The following is a 16,228-nucleotide window of genomic DNA, read 5'->3' on the forward strand; positions in this document are numbered from 1 at the left end:
CGTCGGGCATCCGATAACAGACTTCTTGAAAAGGATACCTAAACTGTTCAAAGGCGCAAACGGCAGGCCAACCACGGTAGTACGACATTCAAATCCAAAGAACTCGGAGACATGCAATGAAAAAGCTCTCAACCCAACTGATCAGCGCGGGCGCGCTGAGTCTCGGCCTGTCGTGCAGCCTGCCGGCGCTGGCCGCGCCCAGCGGCACGGTGGCATTCCTGATGCCCGATCAGGCCTCGACGCGCTATGAACAACACGACTTTCCCGGCTTCAAGGCCGAAATGGCGAAGCTTTGTCCGGATTGCAAGGTGCTCTATCAGAACGCCAATGCGGCCGTCGCGACGCAGCAGCAGCAGTTCAATTCCGTGATCGCGCAAGGCGCGAAGGTGATCGTCCTCGATCCGGTGGATTCCACGGCGGCCGCGTCGCTCGTGCATATGGCGCAGAGTCAGGGAATCAAGGTCATCGCCTATGACCGGCCCGTGCCGTCGACGCCCGCGGACTATTACGTTTCCTTCGATAACGAAGGCATCGGCAAGGCGATCGCGACGTCGCTCGTCGATCATCTCAAGGCGACGGGCGTCGCGACCGGCAAGGGCGGCGTGCTCGAAGTCAACGGCTCGCCCACGGATGCGGCGGCGGGTCTCATCAAGAAGGGCATTCACACCGGTCTGCAAAGCGGCGGCTACAAGACCCTCGCGGAATACGACACGCCGGAATGGGCGCCGCCCAAGGCCCAGCAATGGGTCAGCGGGCAGATCACGCGCTTCAGCGCGCAGATCGTCGGCGTGGTCGCCGCCAACGACGGCACCGCCGGCGGCACCATCGCGGCGTTCAAGGCGGCGGGCGTCAATCCCGTGCCGCCCGTGACCGGTAACGATGCGACCATCGCCGGCCTGCAGCTCATCATCTCGGGCGACCAGTACAACACCATCCTCAAGCCGAGCGAGATCGTCGCGGCGGCGGCGGCGAAGGCAGCGGTCGGCTTTCTCTCGGGACAGGCGCCGAAGGGCGAAACCTCGCTCTTCAACACGCCGACGCAGTTGTTCAAGCCTTCGGTCATCACGGCGCAGAACCTGAAGGCCGAAGTGGTGGACAAGGGCTTCGCAAATGCGAAGGAGCTTTGCACGGACCGTTATGCGGACGGCTGCAAGAAGCTCGGCATCACGCACTGACCGGGACTGATCGCGGCGAAGCCCGGCTGCTTACGGGTTCCGCCGCACCGAAGAGGAACATCATGAATGCAATCCCCACTCCACACGCCGGGCGCGGCGAGCTGGTGCTGAGCCTGCGCGGCGTCTCGAAGCATTTCGGCGCGGTGTCGGCGCTCACCGACATCGAGCTCGACGTCCACGCCGGCGAAGTCGTCGCGCTGGTGGGCGACAACGGCGCGGGCAAATCGACGCTCGTCAAGATCCTCGCAGGCGTGCATCAGCCAAGCGCAGGCACCATCACTTTCGGCGGCAAGGAAGTCACGCTGTCGGACCCGGGCACGGCGCTCGACCTGGGTATCGCGACGGTCTTCCAGGACCTCGCGCTGTGCGAGAACCTGGACGTCGTCGCCAACATCTATCTCGGGCGCGAGCTCGCGCCCATGCGTCTCGACGAAGTGTCGATGGAAGTGCGCGCCTGGACGCTGCTCAACGAACTGTCGGCGCGCATTCCGAGCGTGCGCGACGTCGTCGCTTCGCTGTCGGGCGGACAGCGCCAGACGGTGGCCATCGCGCGTTCGCTGCTGCTCGATCCGAAGCTCATCATGCTCGACGAACCGACGGCCGCGCTCGGCGTCGCGCAGACGGCCGAAGTGCTGAACCTGATCGAGCGCGTCCGCGATCGCGGCCACGCGGTCATCATGATCAGTCACAACATGGAGGACGTGCGCGCGGTCGCGGACCGCATCGTGGTGCTGCGGCTCGGCCGCAACAACGGCATCTTCTATCCCGATTCGTCGAACGCGGAGTTGGTGGCCGCGATCACCGGCGCGACCGAGAACGCCGTATCGCGCCGCGCCGGACGCCGTCAGGCTCAACAGGACGCATGAAACAGGACATCGGGTAAAGGATCGATCATGAGCAAGCACACTCCGGGCAGCGCGCCGCCCGATACGCAAAGCGCGCCCCAGCCTTCCACCCTGCTCGACCGCAGCGATGTGCGCGTCAAGCACGCGAGCGGCGTCGGTGAAAGCGTTTCCGCGTTCGTCGACCGCGTGCGCTCCGGCGATCTCGGCTCGCTGCCGGTCATCGCGGGTCTCATCATCATCTGGACCGTGTTCACGAGTCTGAATCCGGTCTTTCTGTCCGCCAGCAATCTCGTGAACCTGTTGTTCGATTGTTCGACGGTCGGCGTCATTTCGCTCGGCATCGTCTGCGTGCTGCTGGTCGGCGAGATCGACCTGTCGGTGGGCTCGATGAGCGGCTTCGCCTCCGCGCTCGTGGGCACGCTGTGGGTCAATGAAGGCTGGCCCGTGCTGCTCGCATGCGTCGCGGCAATCGTGGTGGGCGGCGCGATCGGCGCGCTGTACGCGTTGCTGCTCAACCGGCTCGGCATGCCGAGCTTCGTCTCGACGCTCGCGGGACTGCTCGCGATTCTCGGGATGCAACTCTATGTGCTGGGCGCGAGCGGCTCCATCAACCTGCCTTACTCCACGACGATGGTGGACTTCGGACAATTGATGATCATCCCCGCGCTCGTCTCGCATGTGCTGGCGCTGCTGCCCGGCGTGACGATCCTCGTGCTCGGCCTGCGCACACGCGCGCGCCGTCAGGCCGCACGGCTCTCCGCGCCGTCGATGGGCGGCCTGCTGGCGCGCGCCGTCGCGATCACGGTGTTCCTGGAGATCGTCGTCGCCTATCTCAACACGGGGCGCGGCGTGCCGCTGATGTTCGGCGTCTTCCTCGGCCTCACCGTGCTCATGGACTATGCGCTGACGCGCACGCGCTGGGGCCGTTCGATGAACGCCGTCGGCGGCAACCGAGAGGCTGCGCGGCGCGCGGGCATCAAGGTCGCGAGCATCTATACGAGCGCGTTCGTGCTGTGCGCGAGTTTCGCCGCGCTCGGCGGCATTCTCACGGCCGCCCGCCTCGCATCCGCGAGCCAGCAGGCCGGCACCGGCGACGTCAACCTGAACGCCATCGCGGCGGCGGTGATCGGCGGGACGAGTCTGTTCGGCGGCCGCGGCAGCGCGTATTCGGCGGTGCTCGGCATCATCGTGATTCAGTCGATTGCCAGCGGCCTCACGCTGCTGAATCTGTCTTCTTCGTTGCGCTTCATGATCACCGGCGCGGTGCTGGCCATCGCGGTGATCGTCGATTCGCTCGCCCGGCAATCGCGCGTATCGCACGGTCGCGCCTGAGCGGACTCAAACAGGAGAATCGTCAATGTCAGTATCCATCGCGGGAAAAGTGGCCGCCATCACCGGCGCGGCGTCGGGCATCGGCCTGGAGTGCGCGCGCGTCCTGATCGAAGAAGGCGCGAAGGTCGTGCTGATCGATCGCGCGCAGGACCGGCTCGCGGCCTGCTGCGCCGAACTGGGCGCGAATGCGCTGCCTCTGTCCGTGGATTTGCTCAAGCCCTCCGAAGTCTCGGCGATGCTGCCGAAAATTCTCGATCTCGCCGGCGGTCTCGACATCTTTCACGCCAACGCGGGCGCGTATATCGGCGGCGAAATCGTGGACGGCAATCCGGACGAGTGGGATCGCATGCTCAACCTGAACATCAACGCCGCGTTCCGCTCGGTGCATGCCGTCCTGCCGCATATGGTCGCGCAGAAATCGGGCGATATCGTGTTCACCAGTTCGATCGCGGGCATCGTGCCGGTCGTGTGGGAGCCGATCTACACCGCATCCAAGTTCGCCGTGCAGGCGTTCGTGCACACCACGCGGCGTCAGGTCGCGAAGCATGGCGTGCGCGTGGGCGCCGTCGCGCCCGGCCCGGTCGTCACCGCCCTGCTCGACGACTGGCCGAAAGCCAAGATGGAGGAAGCGCTCGCCTCCGGCAGTCTGATGCAGCCGCGAGAAGTCGCCGAAGCGGTGCTCTTCATGCTGACGCGCCCGCGTAACGTGACCATTCGCGATCTCGTGATCCTGCCCAACAGCGTCGATCTGTGAGCACGCATCGGGCGGGCGATGTAGCCTTGCCGTCATGACCCCACTCCAACCACGGACAGAGAGATGAACGCAAGCAACCCGAGCGCCGGCGCGCGCCATGTCATCGGCGTCGACGTGGGCACCGGCAGCGCCCGCGCCGGAGTTTTCGATGCCGCCGGCAATATGGCCGCGTCGGCGAAAAAGGACATCACGCTGTTCCACGAGAGCGGCGCCATCGTCGAGCAAGCGAGCGGGGAAATCTGGAGCGCCGTCTGCCATGCCGTGAAGGAAGCGCTCGCGCAGGCGGCGATCGCGCCCGAGTCCGTCGCCGGAATCAGCTTCGACGCGACCTGTTCGCTCGTCGTGCTGGGCAATGGCGGCACGCCGCTGCCCGTGGGACCGTCGGAAGAGGCCGAGCGTGACATCGTGGTCTGGATGGATCATCGCGCGCTCGAACAAACGGCGCGCATCAACGCGACGGACCACGCGGTGCTGAAGTTCGTCGGCGGCAAGATCTCGCCGGAAATGGAGACGCCGAAGCTCTTGTGGCTTCTGGAAAACCGCCCGCAGACCTTCAACGCCGCGTGGCAGTTCTTCGATCTCACCGACTTCCTGACATGGCGCGCGTCCGGCGACCTGTCGAGGTCGGTCTGCACCGTGACCTGCAAGTGGACCTATCTCGCGCATGAACGGCGCTGGGACGACAGCTATTTTCGGACCATCGGACTCGGCGCGCTGGCGGACGAGAACTTCGCGCGCATCGGTCAGCAGGTGGTCGAGCCGGGCACGCGACTCGGCAACGGGCTCACCGAACGCGCTGCCGCGGACCTCGGTCTGATCGCCGGAACGCCGGTCGGCGCGGGTGTGATCGATGCCCATGCGGGCGGCATCGGCACCGTGGGCGCGCAAGGGAATCCGGAGTCCTGCCTGGCCTATGTGTTCGGCACCTCGTCATGCACGATGACGACGACCGCGGAGCCGGTCTTCGTGCCCGGCGTCTGGGGCCCCTACTTCTCGGCGATGGTGCCGCAGGCATGGCTCAACGAAGGCGGTCAGTCGGTCGCCGGGGCCGCGATCGAGCGCCTGCTCGCGATGCATCCCGCCGCCGCCGATGCCGCGAGGCGCGCGCAAGAGCGCGGCGAATCGCTCCCGGGCATGCTGGCCGGGCTCGCGGCCCAGGCGTCCGGAAGCTTGTCCGACGCGGTGAAGCTCGCCGACGGCCTGCACATCGTCCCCGAGTTCCTCGGCAATCGCGCGCCTTTCGCCGATCCGCACGCGCGCGCGGTCATCGCCGGTCTCGGCATGGAAACCGGCCTCGACAGTCTGGTCGCGCTGTATGTCGCCGGCGTGTGCAGCATCGGGTACGGCCTGCGTCAGATCATCGAAGCGCAGGCTCAGGCCGGCGCGCCGATCGAGCAGGTGATGATCAGCGGCGGCGCGGGCCGGCTCGATCTGGTCCGGCAACTGCTCGCCGATGCGACCGGCAAGCCGGTGCTGGCGACACAGGCCGAGGAACCCGTGCTGCTCGGCGCTGCAATGCTCGGCGCCGTGGCGGGCGGCCTGTTCGACGACGTTCGCTCGGCGATGAGCGGCATGGCGCGCGTCAAAGACACGTACACCCCGGCAAGCGGCGACCTCGCGCAATTGCACGATGCGCGATATCGCGCATTCATCCGCTTGCAGGCTTGCGCGCGGGAGATTCGCGAGGGCTAGATCGAGTTCAGGTTCTCGTTGTATTGCCGCGCACGAAATGCAGCCCGAGCCGTGCTGCTATCGAGAGCATCGCAAGACTGATCGTCACGACGAGCATCGCGCGCTCGGTTCGTGTTGCACGATCGGTGCGCTCGATCAGCAGTTCGGTTTCCGACTGACGCATCTGCGCAATCAGCATCCGAATCCGGTCCATGCGTTCGAGGCCGACATCGCTGAGTATCATGTCGCGCGCCTGCGCCGTCCCTTGCTCCTTCAGAACACTCAGCGTCCGCGCGAGTTCGGCGAGCTTGTCTTGCAAGGCGAGGTCCAGTGCATCGACGCGCGCAAGCTGCGCCGGGCTGTCGTGAACCAGTTTCCTGAGCTTCGTCGGTTCCGCCTGCACTTCCTTGATCGCCTGCAAATACGGCCTTAAATACGCTTCGTTGACCGTGAGAATGTAGCCGCGCTGACCGGTCTCGGCATCGGTCATCAACTGGAGCGTCGTCTCCAGCGTCGACATCACCCGATACGTGTGTTCGATCCAGTCGCGTTGCGCGAGCAGGATGCGGTGATAGCCGTAGGACGTCGCAGCGGCGACGATCACGAGCGCCGTGAGCGGCACGACGCGCCAGTCGAACGACTCACGAAAACGCCAACGTCCGCGTTCGCGTTTCATCGCCGTTCAGAAGCGCATCACGAGCGCGACACCGGCCACCATCAGCAAGGTGCCGAGCAAGCGCAGCCAGGTGATGGGATGCTCCGCCACGCCGATCAAACCGAAGTGATCGATCGCGACCGACGCGACGAGGTTCGCGCAGATCGTCAGGCCGTTGAGCGTGCCGACACCGACTTTCTGCACCAGCGTCAGACCGGCAAATACGGCGACAGCCCCGACGATACCCCCGAGCGGCGCCCACCATTTCATGCTGCGCAGATCGTCGAGCGTCGGCAGCGGGGTCGGCTGGATGAAGAACAACGCGACGGCGAGAAACGTCACCAGCAGAAACGAAATGCTCGACGCGAGCCACGGATTGACGAGCGAGCCTTTCAGGACGCCGTTGATGGGCGCACCCGCGGCCTGAAGGATGCCGCCCGCGATGATGAACGGAAAAATCCACACCTGGCTCATCGTTGTCCTCCGTTGTTTTCGTTCAATGCGCGATCAGGAGCCGCGCACCCAGCGCCAGCACGAGCGCGGGCAGCATGACGGCCGCGCCGACCCTGAAGAACTGCATGAAACTCACTTCCTCGCCCTCGCGCCGAATGGACGAGAGCCAGAGAATGGTCGCGAGCGAACCGGTGATCGACAGATTCGGCCCGAGGTCCACGCCGATCAGCAACGCGTCGATCACGCGCTCGGGGCTGTGCGCCTGCAACGCCGTCGCGCTGGCGATGAGTCCGGCCGGCAGGTTGTTGATCGCATTGCTGCCCAAAGCGACGACGACGCCCGACACCGCAGCCGCGAGCGATTGATTCTGTTGCGCCATGCTCGCGAGCACATGCGAAAGTGCCGCGACGACGCCCGTATGCACGAGCATCTCCACGAGCACGAACAGGCCCGCGACGAGCGGCAGCACGCTCCACGAAATCTCGCTGACGAGTTCGACCGGCGATTGACGCTCCTTCACCAGCACGACCAGCGCCGTGAGAATGCCGAGGATGGCCGTCGGCAAGCCCAGTTGCATGTCGAGGGCGGAAACCGTGAGCAACGCGACCGCCGTCACGCCGATGCCCGCGAGCGTCACCTTCCCGTTCGTGCTCAGCTTGTCGACGGGAAGATCCGAGGCACACGCGCCGACGAGCTCGCCGCGTTGCGTCCAGCGCAGCATGAAAAACGTCGCGACGATCGACAGCACCGAGGGCAACGCGAAGCGCGCCACCCATAATCCCAGCGCCGGCGTGTGATTCGCATAAAGCACGAGATTGGCGGGATTCGATATCGGCAGCACGAAGCTCGCCGCGTTGGCGATGAACGCGCACACATACAGAAGCGGCAGCGGCTTCGTCTGCGCCTTCTTCGCCGCGGCGAACACGGCGGGCGTGAGCACGACGGCGGCGGCATCGTTGGAAAGGAACGTCGTCACCACGACGCCGACGAGATACACCAGCAAGAAGAGCCTGCGCGGCGAGCCCTTCGCATGATTCACGGCAAGGACCGCGATCCAGTCGAACAGGCCTTCGCGCCGGCCGAGTTCGGAGAGCAGCATCATGCCGATGAGGAACAGGTAGACATCGGTGCCCTTTCCGATCGCCTGCCACGCGAGACTCGCCGGAAGCAGGCCGAGCGCGACGAGCAGCAAGGCGCCCGCGACGGCCCAGATCGCCTCGGGCCATCTGAAGGGACGGAGGATAACGCCGGCGGTCGCAGCCAGCCCGATGCCCCAGGACAGAAAAATCGGATTCATGTGGCGATCATGTGGCGAGAGAAGGATCGTTGGCAGAATCGCGGCAACTGCCGCATGCTTTCTTGAGCGATGTGCCGAAAGAGAGCCAGAGCACGAGCGAGCCCGTCGACACGGCGCCCAGCGCGAGAAACGCGGTCACATAGCCGAAATGCTGGGCGAGCGCGCCGCCCAGTGCGGGACTGAGCGCGGCACCGATGCCCTGCACCGTCATCACCACGCCCTGCCCGACATTGACGCGCCCGGTGCCTTGCAGCAAACGCACCACGAGCGCGGGAACAGCCACGCTTTGCAGGCCCGCGCCGATGCCGTCGAGCGCCTGCACGGGCCACACGCCCCATGCGTTGATGAACATCGCCGCAACCAGACCGCGCAACGGCAGCGCAAGGAACGTGATCAGAATCACGCCCCAGTAGCCGGTGCGCCGGATCAGCCGGTTCGCGAAGAACGCCGCGGCGACCATCACGAGTTGCGCGACGACGATCGTCTGCGCGGTGAAGGCGCTCGGATCGCCCTGATGCGCGGCGACCACGGCGAGGCCATAGAGCGGCAGCATGGCTGCATTGCCGAGGTGGAACATCGCGAGCGCGGCGGCGAGCAACAGCAGCGGCCTGCACGTGAGCAACATGCGAAAGCCGCTCGCGTGCTCATGCTCCGAAGACGACGACGATGGCGAAGCGGCGAGGCCGCGCGCGCTGTCGTGATCGATCGAATCGGCGCGGATCAGCAGCGTCGATAGAACCGTCAGCGCGCCGAACACGCCCGCGAGTGCGAACACCGCGCCGAATCCGAAGCGCCAGCCGAGCCATCCCGAAAGCGCCGCGCCCACGACATTGCCCGCGTGATTCGCCACCTGATTGCGCGCGAACTGGCGGTCGAAGCCGCGTTCGCGCACGATGCCGAGCGTCACGCCCGCGACGGCCGGACCGAGCGCGGCGCCGGTCACCGCCGTGAGAATCTGCGAGGCGGCGACCATCCAGAAGTCGTGCGACACCCACAGCACGAGCGATGCGAGCGTCGTCATGACGCCCGCCGTCACGATGAGGCCGCGCTTGTGATGCGTCGCATCGACGAGCGCGCCCGCCGGGGAAGTCGCGAGCATGCCGGCGATGCCGCCGAGCGTCATCACCGTGCCGATCGATGCCGGATGCCAGCCCTGCGCCTGCAAAAAAACGCCGAGGAAAGGGCCGATGCCCGCCTGCACATCGGCCATGAAAAAGCTCAGTCCTTCGAGCGCATAGAGAGGGTTCATGGGCTGCTCACCGGGGACGTCCGTTCTTGTTGGGCCAGCTCGGCATGTCGCGCTCTCCCGCGTCGCACGTTCGTGTTGCGTCAGGCGGCGGCCGGCGCGTCGATCAGTTCGGCGATCTCATCCACTTCGATCGTCCGTCCGTGGCGGTTGCGGATGCCGTGCCCCCACGCCTGAACGTGCGCACCCGGCGCGAGATACGCCGACAGTTCGGCCGCGGCATGCGGCGGCATCCGCAGCGACGTGCCATCGTCGAGCAGCGCGCCGCGCAGTTCGCCCTTCGGCCCGAAGAGCGACAGCACCACTTCGCCGCTCGCCTCCATCGGCTTGCGTTCGACGTGCGGCTTCTGATGTTTCTCGCCATCGTGATGCGGGCCTTCGTCGAGAATGACCTTGCCGTTCTTCGGCAGAAGCGAGACCGCCGCGATCATGTCCGCGCCGCGCGGCTTCACGCCCCGCACGCGAACCTCGTCGCCCACCGCGACCTGCCGCGCGATCTGCCGCGACAAGTGAGGCGGAAAGTGAACCTGCAGCGCCTGTCGCGCGCCGAGCACGATGCCGTCGATTTCGCCGTGCGGGTTCAGCAGAAAGCGCGTCACCTTGCCGCGCGTTTCGGGAAGGCTTTCAGGGTCGATCCAATGCATGTCGTTGATCCTCGTTCGATGTTGATGAAAGCGCGTCGGTCATCGACGCGCTCATGGGTTCGGCGGCGCGCGATCATAGAGCCGGGTCAGGTTGCCCGGCGCACCGAACGATGTCGCCTGAAGCGCGGTGCCGTACTGGTTGCGCGTGCCGTAGCCTTGCGCCGATACCCGCGCGCCCGTCTGCACGAGCCGGGGGAATTGCTGGGCGACGGGCGGCGTGAGTTTGATGACGGTGCCATCCGCGAGAATCACGCCGTCGGGCTCGCCGCGCGGAGCAGTGGTGACGTGCGCCACCTGTCCCTGCGCGCTCAGGCGCGAAAGACCCGCGCCGCGCAACTCTCGCGGCAGCGGCTGCGCGCCCGGCAGCGGCGGCTGATCGGTGAGTTGCTGGCCGCTTCGCGCATCGGTAATGCGTTGCGCCTTGAGATTGCCGCCCGCATCGCGCCATCCTTCGATCTGCACGCTGTCGCCCGGATGTATCGCCGACGTGAGCTGTGCGCTCATGTGCGGCGGGAAGTGAACGAGCGCGCCGTCGCCGGTCAGGAAGCCGTCGACATCGCCATCGGGGTTGATGAGAAAACGCGACACCCTGGCTTGCGTCGTGACCGCCGTCCCTTCGTCCGCGAGCGGCGCGGGGCCGGGGCCGGGCGGCGGCACAGGCGCGGCTCCGGGCGGCGGCGGTGGTGGCATACCCGCTGCTGCGACGGGCGGCGCAGGCGCAACGGGCGGTTGGGTCTGGGCGACGCAACCCGCGCTGATCGCCAGCAGCGCGGTGAGACTCATCGCGCTTGCGATGCGGGCGGTGTTGCGGCGGCTTGCCTTGGTCGATGTCGATTGCATGATTCACTCCTTCGCTTGACGCGGAGTGATCTGCAAGGGCCATGCCATCGAACGAAAGCCCACTGCTCAAGGGATCGGTGTGGCGAAGCGCGCGGTGGTGTCGGGGAATCGGACGCCGGGTGTCCGATCTCTTGACACTCAACCGTCGGAGCCGGCCATCCCGAGGTTCGCCAGCCGCGTATAGAGCGATTGACGGCTGATGCCGAGCCTGCGCGCCGCCTCGGCGCGATTGCCGTCGGTGAGCGCGAGCGCGCGGACGATCAGCGCGCGTTCGAGTTGCGCGAGCGCATCGTTGAGTGGAAGCTCGGCGAGGCTGGCAGGGATCGCGTCACTGGGACTCGCGGTCGTGTTGAAGAGGAAGGCGAAGTCCTCGCGCGTGAGCAGCGCGCCCGGCGCGAGCGCGCTCGCCCGCTCCATCGCGTTCGCCAGTTCACGCACGTTGCCGGGCCAGCAGAACGTGACGAGCATACGCTGCGCATCGGCGGAGAGGCGCTTGTGAGCCGCATCGGGCGATGCCGCGAGCGTCGACAGGAAATGCTCCGCGAGCGGCAGGATATCCGCTACACGCTCACGCAAGGGCGGCAAGTGCAGCGGGATCACGTTCAGCCGATACAAGAGATCCTGCCGGAAGGTTCCCGCGACGACCATCGCCGGCAGATCGCGATGGGTCGCCGCCACGACGCGCACATCGACCGCGACGGGCCGGTTCGTGCCGAGCGGCGTGACCTGCCGTTCCTGAAGCACGCGCAGCAGCTTGGCCTGCATCGCGAGCGGCATGTCGCCGACTTCATCGAGAAACAGCGTGCCGCCGTGCGCCTCCTCGAAGCGCCCGCGCCGCTCCGCATGCGCGCCGGTGAACGCGCCCTTGCCGTGCCCGAACAGCTCGCTTTCGAGCAGGTCATCCGGAATCGCCGCGCAGTTCACCGCCACGAACGGCCCGCCAGCCCGCGCCGAAGCGCGATGCAGCACATGCGCCGCCACTTCCTTGCCGGTGCCCGTCTCGCCGGTGATGAGGACCGTCGAGTGCGTGCCCGCCGCGCGGCCCAGACGCTTTTGCACATCGCGCATGGCATCGCTCACGCCGAGCAGTTGCGGCTCGCGCGACGGCGTTTCGTCCGCGAAGGCAGGCGTCGCGGCGACGGGCGCATCGGGATGCGCCGCGAGCATCCGTGCGAGCAGCACCGCGATCTCGTCGCGGCCGACGGGTTTGGTGAGATGCTCGAACGCGCCGAGCCGCATCGCGCCGATGGTGTTGTCGCTCGTTGCATGGGCGGTCAGCATCACGACCGGCACATGTTGCAGGCCCGCCTTGCCGCGCAGCGATTCGAGCACGGCGAGACCGTCCGCGCCCGGCAGACGGAAGTCGAGAAAGATGCAGTCCGGCGCGCAGCGCTTGCGCAAGTGTTCCAGCGCCGCTTCGCCCGAGCGCGCTTCGAGCGTCGTGTGACCGAGGTCCTGGATGGTTTCGACGAGGCCTTCGCGAAAGGCGTCGTCGTCGTCGATGATCAGTATGGTCGCCATGGCACCTCGATCACGAAGCATGTCACGTTCGAATCCTCCGCGAGGTAAGCGCGTCCGCCATGCGCCGCCGCGATCTCGCGCACGACGGCGAGGCCGAGGCCGGAGCCATCGGGGCGGCCCGTCACGAAAGGCTCGAAAATGCGCTCGCGCTCGGCCGCGCTCACGCCGGGACCATCGTCAGTCACTTCCAGCCTGAGCCGTTCGCCCCCGGTCCATTGTGCGCCCTTCGCGCGCACCGTCACGTGGCCGCCCGGCGGCGCATGGCGCAGCGCGTTCACGATCAGGTTGTCGAGCGCGCGCGCCATTTGCGCGGGATCGAAGACGGGCTGCATCGCGCCGGTTTCGATCTCAGCGCGAAACGATATCGCACGGCTCTCGGCGCTCGCTTCATGCGTATGAACGATGTCGCCGAGCCACGCGTGCAGATCGACGGCGCGCGCGTTCACGGTCACCGGCTGCGTGAGCGCGAGCAGACTGGTCACCTGCGCCTCGATGCGTCCCACCTGCTCGATGATCGTCCGCAGCGCGGCTTCGCGGCGCGCGCCGTCGCCCGCGAGCGCGTTTTCTGCCTTCAGCCGCATCGCGCCCGCGGGGTTGCGGATCTCGTGCGCGATCTGCGCCGCCATCTTGCCCAGCGCGCCGAAGCGTTCGGCCTGCGCCAGTTGCGTGCTCAGCGCGTTCGCCTCGCGCTTGAGACGCGCGGCGCGCTCGACATAGCGATTGAGCGCATCGACGATCTGGTCCAGATCGCGCTCGCCGAGCCGTTCGAGCCGCCGGCCCTGCTCGAATCCGCCATCGGGCGCGAGCGCCTGTTCCAGCCGCGTGAGGTTGCGCCGCCAGCGCCTGAGCGCCACGGCCAGAAACAAGGCCAGCACGACGATGATCGCGAGCACGCCCGCCAGGATGGTCGCGGCGCGCTCGCCGTAGGGTCCGAGCGGCGGGCGGGCGCGCGTGAGCATCCACGCCAGCAGGCCTGCGTGGCGCGGCACGGGGCAGGCGACCGCGACCACGGCATCCGCGCCGCTCGATACGACATCGACCTGCATCTGGCCCGCGCCGCCCGCTTTCCTGAGCGTGCGCAGAATGAGCGGCGTCTCGGCCTCGGGGACATCGCGCTTCACGCCGCTGCCTTCGTAGGTGGGAAACGCGTAGGCCAGAAAGCCGTTGGGCGCGCCGGCCGCCGTCTTGTCGTTCCAGAAGCCGCCTTCGATGCCATCGGTGCGGATCAGCACGAGATCGAGCACCGCGTGCATGAGATCGATGTTGGTTTCGCCGGGGCGCTGCATCGACAAGTCGTAGCGCGATGCGACCGCCGTGCACGCCGCTGCCGCCTGTTGCTTCGCGGTCGTGACACGCTCGCCGAGCGCCGACGAAAGGATGAGCCACACGGCCGCCGTGAGCAGCCCGCACAGGATGGCGACGAGAATCCAGAGCGCGAAGAGCTGGGTGGAGAACGACGGTCGCGGCATGAAGAGTCTCTGCGCCAATTGAGTTGGTGCGAACTGAAGCAAGTCTCTCGCCACGGTCCGTTACGTCGCCGCCTGCTAGCGCCAGGCCTGCGTGAACTCGCTGACCACGCGCGCGAGATGCGCCTGCATCGCCCCGCGCGCGGCGCTCGCATCGCGCGCCATGATGGCCGAAAAGATCCGCTGATGGTCGTCCTGCGAAGCCTCGCGCAACGCGGGCGTGTGAAAGTGCTCCTCGATCTTTTTCCACAACGGATCGGCGCGGGAGTTGTCCCATATCGCGGTCACGACCGAGTGGAGCACTTCGTTTCCCGTCGCGCGTGCAATCGCCAGATGGAAGTCGCGGTCGGCGGCTTCGTTGGCGGACTTGTCGTGCATGTTTTCACGCATCGCGCGCAACGCGGCGAAGAGCCGGTCGAGGTCCGCATCCTTGCGTTCGATGGCAGCGAGCGCCGCGATCCCGCTTTCGATGACCGCCCGGGCGCGCAGCGTCTCGATCGGGCCCAGCCCGCGCGGCATCCTGAACGTCACGGAGCGCGCCTCCGGAGCTTCGGCCACGTAGATGCCCGAGCCGACACGCACCTCGACGACGCCCTGCACTTCCAGCGCGATGATCGCCTCCCTCACCTGCGTGCGGCTCACGCCGAAACGCTCGGCCAGCGTGCGTTCGGAAGGCAGGCGGGCGCGCGGCCCGATGTCGCCGGCCGCGATGAGGTCGTAGATCCGGTTCGCCAGCCCGACATACGAACGATCGCCCGCGTCCGCGTTGGCGAGACGGCCGGCTGGCGTGTGCGAAAGATCGGCCATCGGGAACTCTCGAGATCGTCAAGTCCGCCGGGCGGCGGTCGAAGCTGGTCGAAATGGTACACCAATCCCTGTGCAACGCAGCATCGGCCGATCGCGGGCCAGCCTTATCCATCAAGCGTTTCGACCCGAACGGCGCACGCTCGTAAACCACTATCGCGCGTGGATTGGTATGCCAGTACTGTCAGACGCGAACGCGCACGCGCGTGCCCCTCCTGACGCTTCGAGGGGCGCTTTTGAAAATGGTCCTGCTGCCAGTTCGATCGCGTCCCGCCTGGCAAATCCGCAAGATTCCGTGCTTCCCGCGCACCGTGTCGCCAATCCACGACGAGCCATGCGCGCCCGCAGTCGGTAGATTGAATCCAACAACAAGGAGACAACATGCGTCCAGGAATCCAGGTGCTCAGAGTGACGGCGAGCGCGGCATTGGCGTTGTGCGCGAGTGCGGCTTTCGCGCAGGCTTCGATCGTTTCCGGTCCATCCAGCGATCCGGCATGCATGGTTCCCTGGAAGAGCGACACGAAGTTCGTCAAGTATCCGAAGAAGAACGGCCCCTACCGCATCGCGCTCGTGAACGGCTATATCGCCAACACCTGGCGCATCCAGATGATCAAGACGGCCAAGGCCTACACCGCGCAACCGGCGGTCGCCGCGAAGCTCAAGGAATTCAAGGTCGTCTCCACCGGCGAGGACGTCCCGGCGCAGATCTCGGCCGTCAACAACTTCATCGATGCGGGCTACGACGCGATCATCGTCGATGCGCAGAATCCCTCCTCGTTCGGCCCGGCGATCCGCCGCGCGAAGAAAGCCGGCGTCGTGCTGATCGCGTTCGACAACACGCTCGACAGCGAAGACGCGATCAACGTCGACGTCGATCAGTACGGGCTCGGCGTGCTGTGGGCCAAGTGGCTCGCGACGCATGTGCCGAACGGCGGCAAGGTGCTGGAGGTTCGCGGCGTGGCGGGCACGTCGGTCGATACGGACCGGCACAATGGTTTCCTGAAAACGCTCGACGAAACCGGCAAGAAGTGGAACGTCGTGCAGGTCTATGGCAAATGGGACGACGGCGTCGCGCAGAAGGCCGCCGCGGACGCCATCGCGGTGCAAGGCCATTTCGACGGCATTTCGGCGCAGGGCGGCGACACCGGCGTCGTGCGCGCCATGATCGACGCGAAGCATCCGTTCGTGCCGTTCGGCGGCGAGACGGAAAACGGCTTTCGCAAGTTCTGCGCGCAGTACGGCAGCCAGGGCCTGAAATGCACGTCGGCGGGCAGCGGTCCCGCGCAGGTGGCCGTGGCGATCAAGACCGCGCTCTCCGCGCTCGACGGTCAGACGATTCCCGTGGCGATCAAGCTGCCCCTCGACATCACCGACGACGCGAAGCTGAAGGCGGGCGTCAACTACTTCCCGAACGAATCCGACAACTTCTTCGTCGGCAACTCGTTTCCGACATGCGGCATCAACTTCTCCGCGCAGGAAATCATGAAGCAGAGCCAGGGCAACCAGTAAGCGGATGATGGCGGCG

Annotated in this window: 15 protein-coding genes; 6 read left to right on the top strand and 9 right to left on the bottom strand. The window is 66.5% G+C overall.

Annotated elements, in window-relative coordinates; all coding sequences use genetic code 11:
• The first annotated feature begins 116 nt into the window (after nucleotides 1-116).
• The 5 genes from QCE73_RS34275 to QCE73_RS34295 all read left to right on the top strand — a co-directional run bounded on the left by QCE73_RS34275 (nucleotide 117) and on the right by QCE73_RS34295 (nucleotide 5,798).
• The gene (locus QCE73_RS34275) at nucleotides 117-1,175 is read left to right on the top strand and encodes a sugar ABC transporter substrate-binding protein (protein WP_309885368.1); all 1,059 of its coding nucleotides are present in this window, start codon (nucleotides 117-119) and stop codon (nucleotides 1,173-1,175) included.
• A 62-nt stretch (nucleotides 1,176-1,237) separates the two neighbouring features.
• Complete coding sequence (locus QCE73_RS34280; protein WP_035498315.1) at nucleotides 1,238-2,041, top strand: ATP-binding cassette domain-containing protein; 804 nt, start codon at nucleotides 1,238-1,240, stop codon at nucleotides 2,039-2,041.
• Nucleotides 2,042-2,068: 27 nt separating this feature from the next.
• A complete protein-coding gene (locus QCE73_RS34285) occupies nucleotides 2,069-3,352 on the top strand; it encodes a sugar ABC transporter permease (RefSeq protein ID WP_035498316.1) in 1,284 nt (427 codons plus the stop codon).
• A 25-nt stretch (nucleotides 3,353-3,377) separates the two neighbouring features.
• A complete protein-coding gene (locus QCE73_RS34290; RefSeq protein ID WP_035498318.1) occupies nucleotides 3,378-4,106 on the top strand; it encodes an SDR family oxidoreductase in 729 nt (242 codons plus the stop codon).
• 63 nt (nucleotides 4,107-4,169) lie between these two features.
• On the top strand, nucleotides 4,170-5,798 hold the full coding sequence (locus tag QCE73_RS34295; protein ID WP_309885369.1) for an FGGY-family carbohydrate kinase: 1,629 nt from the start codon (nucleotides 4,170-4,172) through the stop codon (nucleotides 5,796-5,798).
• A 7-nt stretch (nucleotides 5,799-5,805) separates the two neighbouring features.
• Here the strand turns inward: QCE73_RS34295 and QCE73_RS34300 are convergent, their stop codons facing one another.
• The 9 genes from QCE73_RS34300 to QCE73_RS34340 form a co-directional block, all read right to left on the bottom strand.
• Entirely contained in the window at nucleotides 5,806-6,453 is a 648-nt protein-coding gene (locus QCE73_RS34300; protein ID WP_309885370.1) for a CHASE3 domain-containing protein, read from the bottom strand.
• Between the two features lie 6 nt (nucleotides 6,454-6,459).
• Nucleotides 6,460-6,906, bottom strand: a complete 447-nt coding sequence (locus tag QCE73_RS34305; protein ID WP_238213069.1) for a DMT family transporter — start codon at nucleotides 6,904-6,906, stop codon at nucleotides 6,460-6,462.
• Nucleotides 6,907-6,928: 22 nt separating this feature from the next.
• The gene (locus QCE73_RS34310; protein ID WP_309885371.1) at nucleotides 6,929-8,182 is read right to left on the bottom strand and encodes an arsenic transporter; all 1,254 of its coding nucleotides are present in this window, start codon (nucleotides 8,180-8,182) and stop codon (nucleotides 6,929-6,931) included.
• A gap of 7 nt (nucleotides 8,183-8,189) precedes the next feature.
• Nucleotides 8,190-9,431 (bottom strand): MFS transporter, encoded by a 1,242-nt coding sequence (locus tag QCE73_RS34315; protein WP_309885372.1) that lies wholly within the window; start codon nucleotides 9,429-9,431, stop codon nucleotides 8,190-8,192.
• 80 nt (nucleotides 9,432-9,511) lie between these two features.
• On the bottom strand, nucleotides 9,512-10,072 hold the full coding sequence (locus QCE73_RS34320; protein WP_309885373.1) for a hypothetical protein: 561 nt from the start codon (nucleotides 10,070-10,072) through the stop codon (nucleotides 9,512-9,514).
• A 51-nt stretch (nucleotides 10,073-10,123) separates the two neighbouring features.
• Complete coding sequence (locus QCE73_RS34325) at nucleotides 10,124-10,912, bottom strand: hypothetical protein (protein ID WP_309885374.1); 789 nt, start codon at nucleotides 10,910-10,912, stop codon at nucleotides 10,124-10,126.
• 138 nt (nucleotides 10,913-11,050) lie between these two features.
• On the bottom strand, nucleotides 11,051-12,433 hold the full coding sequence (locus tag QCE73_RS34330; RefSeq protein ID WP_309885375.1) for a sigma-54 dependent transcriptional regulator: 1,383 nt from the start codon (nucleotides 12,431-12,433) through the stop codon (nucleotides 11,051-11,053).
• Nucleotides 12,418-13,902: a HAMP domain-containing sensor histidine kinase gene (locus QCE73_RS34335; RefSeq protein ID WP_309885376.1), complete on the bottom strand. Its 1,485-nt coding sequence runs from the start codon at nucleotides 13,900-13,902 to the stop codon at nucleotides 12,418-12,420. Before QCE73_RS34335 ends, QCE73_RS34330 begins: the two co-directional genes overlap by 16 nt.
• A 75-nt stretch (nucleotides 13,903-13,977) precedes the next feature.
• Nucleotides 13,978-14,706 (bottom strand): FadR/GntR family transcriptional regulator, encoded by a 729-nt coding sequence (locus tag QCE73_RS34340; protein ID WP_309885377.1) that lies wholly within the window; start codon nucleotides 14,704-14,706, stop codon nucleotides 13,978-13,980.
• A gap of 378 nt (nucleotides 14,707-15,084) precedes the next feature.
• Here QCE73_RS34340 and QCE73_RS34345 point away from each other — a divergent pair, with 378 nt between their 5' ends.
• Nucleotides 15,085-16,212 (top strand): sugar ABC transporter substrate-binding protein, encoded by a 1,128-nt coding sequence (locus QCE73_RS34345; protein ID WP_035498332.1) that lies wholly within the window; start codon nucleotides 15,085-15,087, stop codon nucleotides 16,210-16,212.
• The last annotated feature ends 16 nt before the right edge of the window (nucleotides 16,213-16,228 follow it).

Origin of the sequence: Caballeronia sp. LZ029, assembly GCF_031451275.1 — a bacterium.
Classification (GTDB): domain Bacteria; phylum Pseudomonadota; class Gammaproteobacteria; order Burkholderiales; family Burkholderiaceae; genus Caballeronia; species Caballeronia jiangsuensis.

Excerpts from the sequence above, each read along its gene's own strand:
- QCE73_RS34275 (WP_309885368.1), top strand. The coding sequence starts at position 117 with ATGAAAAAGCTCTCAACCCAACTGATCAGCGCGGGCGCGCTGAGTCTC.
- QCE73_RS34280 (WP_035498315.1), top strand. The coding sequence starts at position 1,238 with ATGAATGCAATCCCCACTCCACACGCCGGGCGCGGCGAGCTGGTGCTG.
- QCE73_RS34285 (WP_035498316.1), top strand. The coding sequence starts at position 2,069 with ATGAGCAAGCACACTCCGGGCAGCGCGCCGCCCGATACGCAAAGCGCG.
- QCE73_RS34290 (WP_035498318.1), top strand. The coding sequence starts at position 3,378 with ATGTCAGTATCCATCGCGGGAAAAGTGGCCGCCATCACCGGCGCGGCG.
- QCE73_RS34295 (WP_309885369.1), top strand. The coding sequence starts at position 4,170 with ATGAACGCAAGCAACCCGAGCGCCGGCGCGCGCCATGTCATCGGCGTC.
- QCE73_RS34300 (WP_309885370.1), bottom strand. The coding sequence starts at position 6,453 with ATGAAACGCGAACGCGGACGTTGGCGTTTTCGTGAGTCGTTCGACTGG.
- QCE73_RS34305 (WP_238213069.1), bottom strand. The coding sequence starts at position 6,906 with ATGAGCCAGGTGTGGATTTTTCCGTTCATCATCGCGGGCGGCATCCTT.
- QCE73_RS34310 (WP_309885371.1), bottom strand. The coding sequence starts at position 8,182 with ATGAATCCGATTTTTCTGTCCTGGGGCATCGGGCTGGCTGCGACCGCC.
- QCE73_RS34315 (WP_309885372.1), bottom strand. The coding sequence starts at position 9,431 with ATGAACCCTCTCTATGCGCTCGAAGGACTGAGCTTTTTCATGGCCGAT.
- QCE73_RS34320 (WP_309885373.1), bottom strand. The coding sequence starts at position 10,072 with ATGCATTGGATCGACCCTGAAAGCCTTCCCGAAACGCGCGGCAAGGTG.
- QCE73_RS34325 (WP_309885374.1), bottom strand. The coding sequence starts at position 10,912 with ATGCAATCGACATCGACCAAGGCAAGCCGCCGCAACACCGCCCGCATC.
- QCE73_RS34330 (WP_309885375.1), bottom strand. The coding sequence starts at position 12,433 with ATGGCGACCATACTGATCATCGACGACGACGACGCCTTTCGCGAAGGC.
- QCE73_RS34335 (WP_309885376.1), bottom strand. The coding sequence starts at position 13,902 with ATGCCGCGACCGTCGTTCTCCACCCAGCTCTTCGCGCTCTGGATTCTC.
- QCE73_RS34340 (WP_309885377.1), bottom strand. The coding sequence starts at position 14,706 with ATGGCCGATCTTTCGCACACGCCAGCCGGCCGTCTCGCCAACGCGGAC.
- QCE73_RS34345 (WP_035498332.1), top strand. The coding sequence starts at position 15,085 with ATGCGTCCAGGAATCCAGGTGCTCAGAGTGACGGCGAGCGCGGCATTG.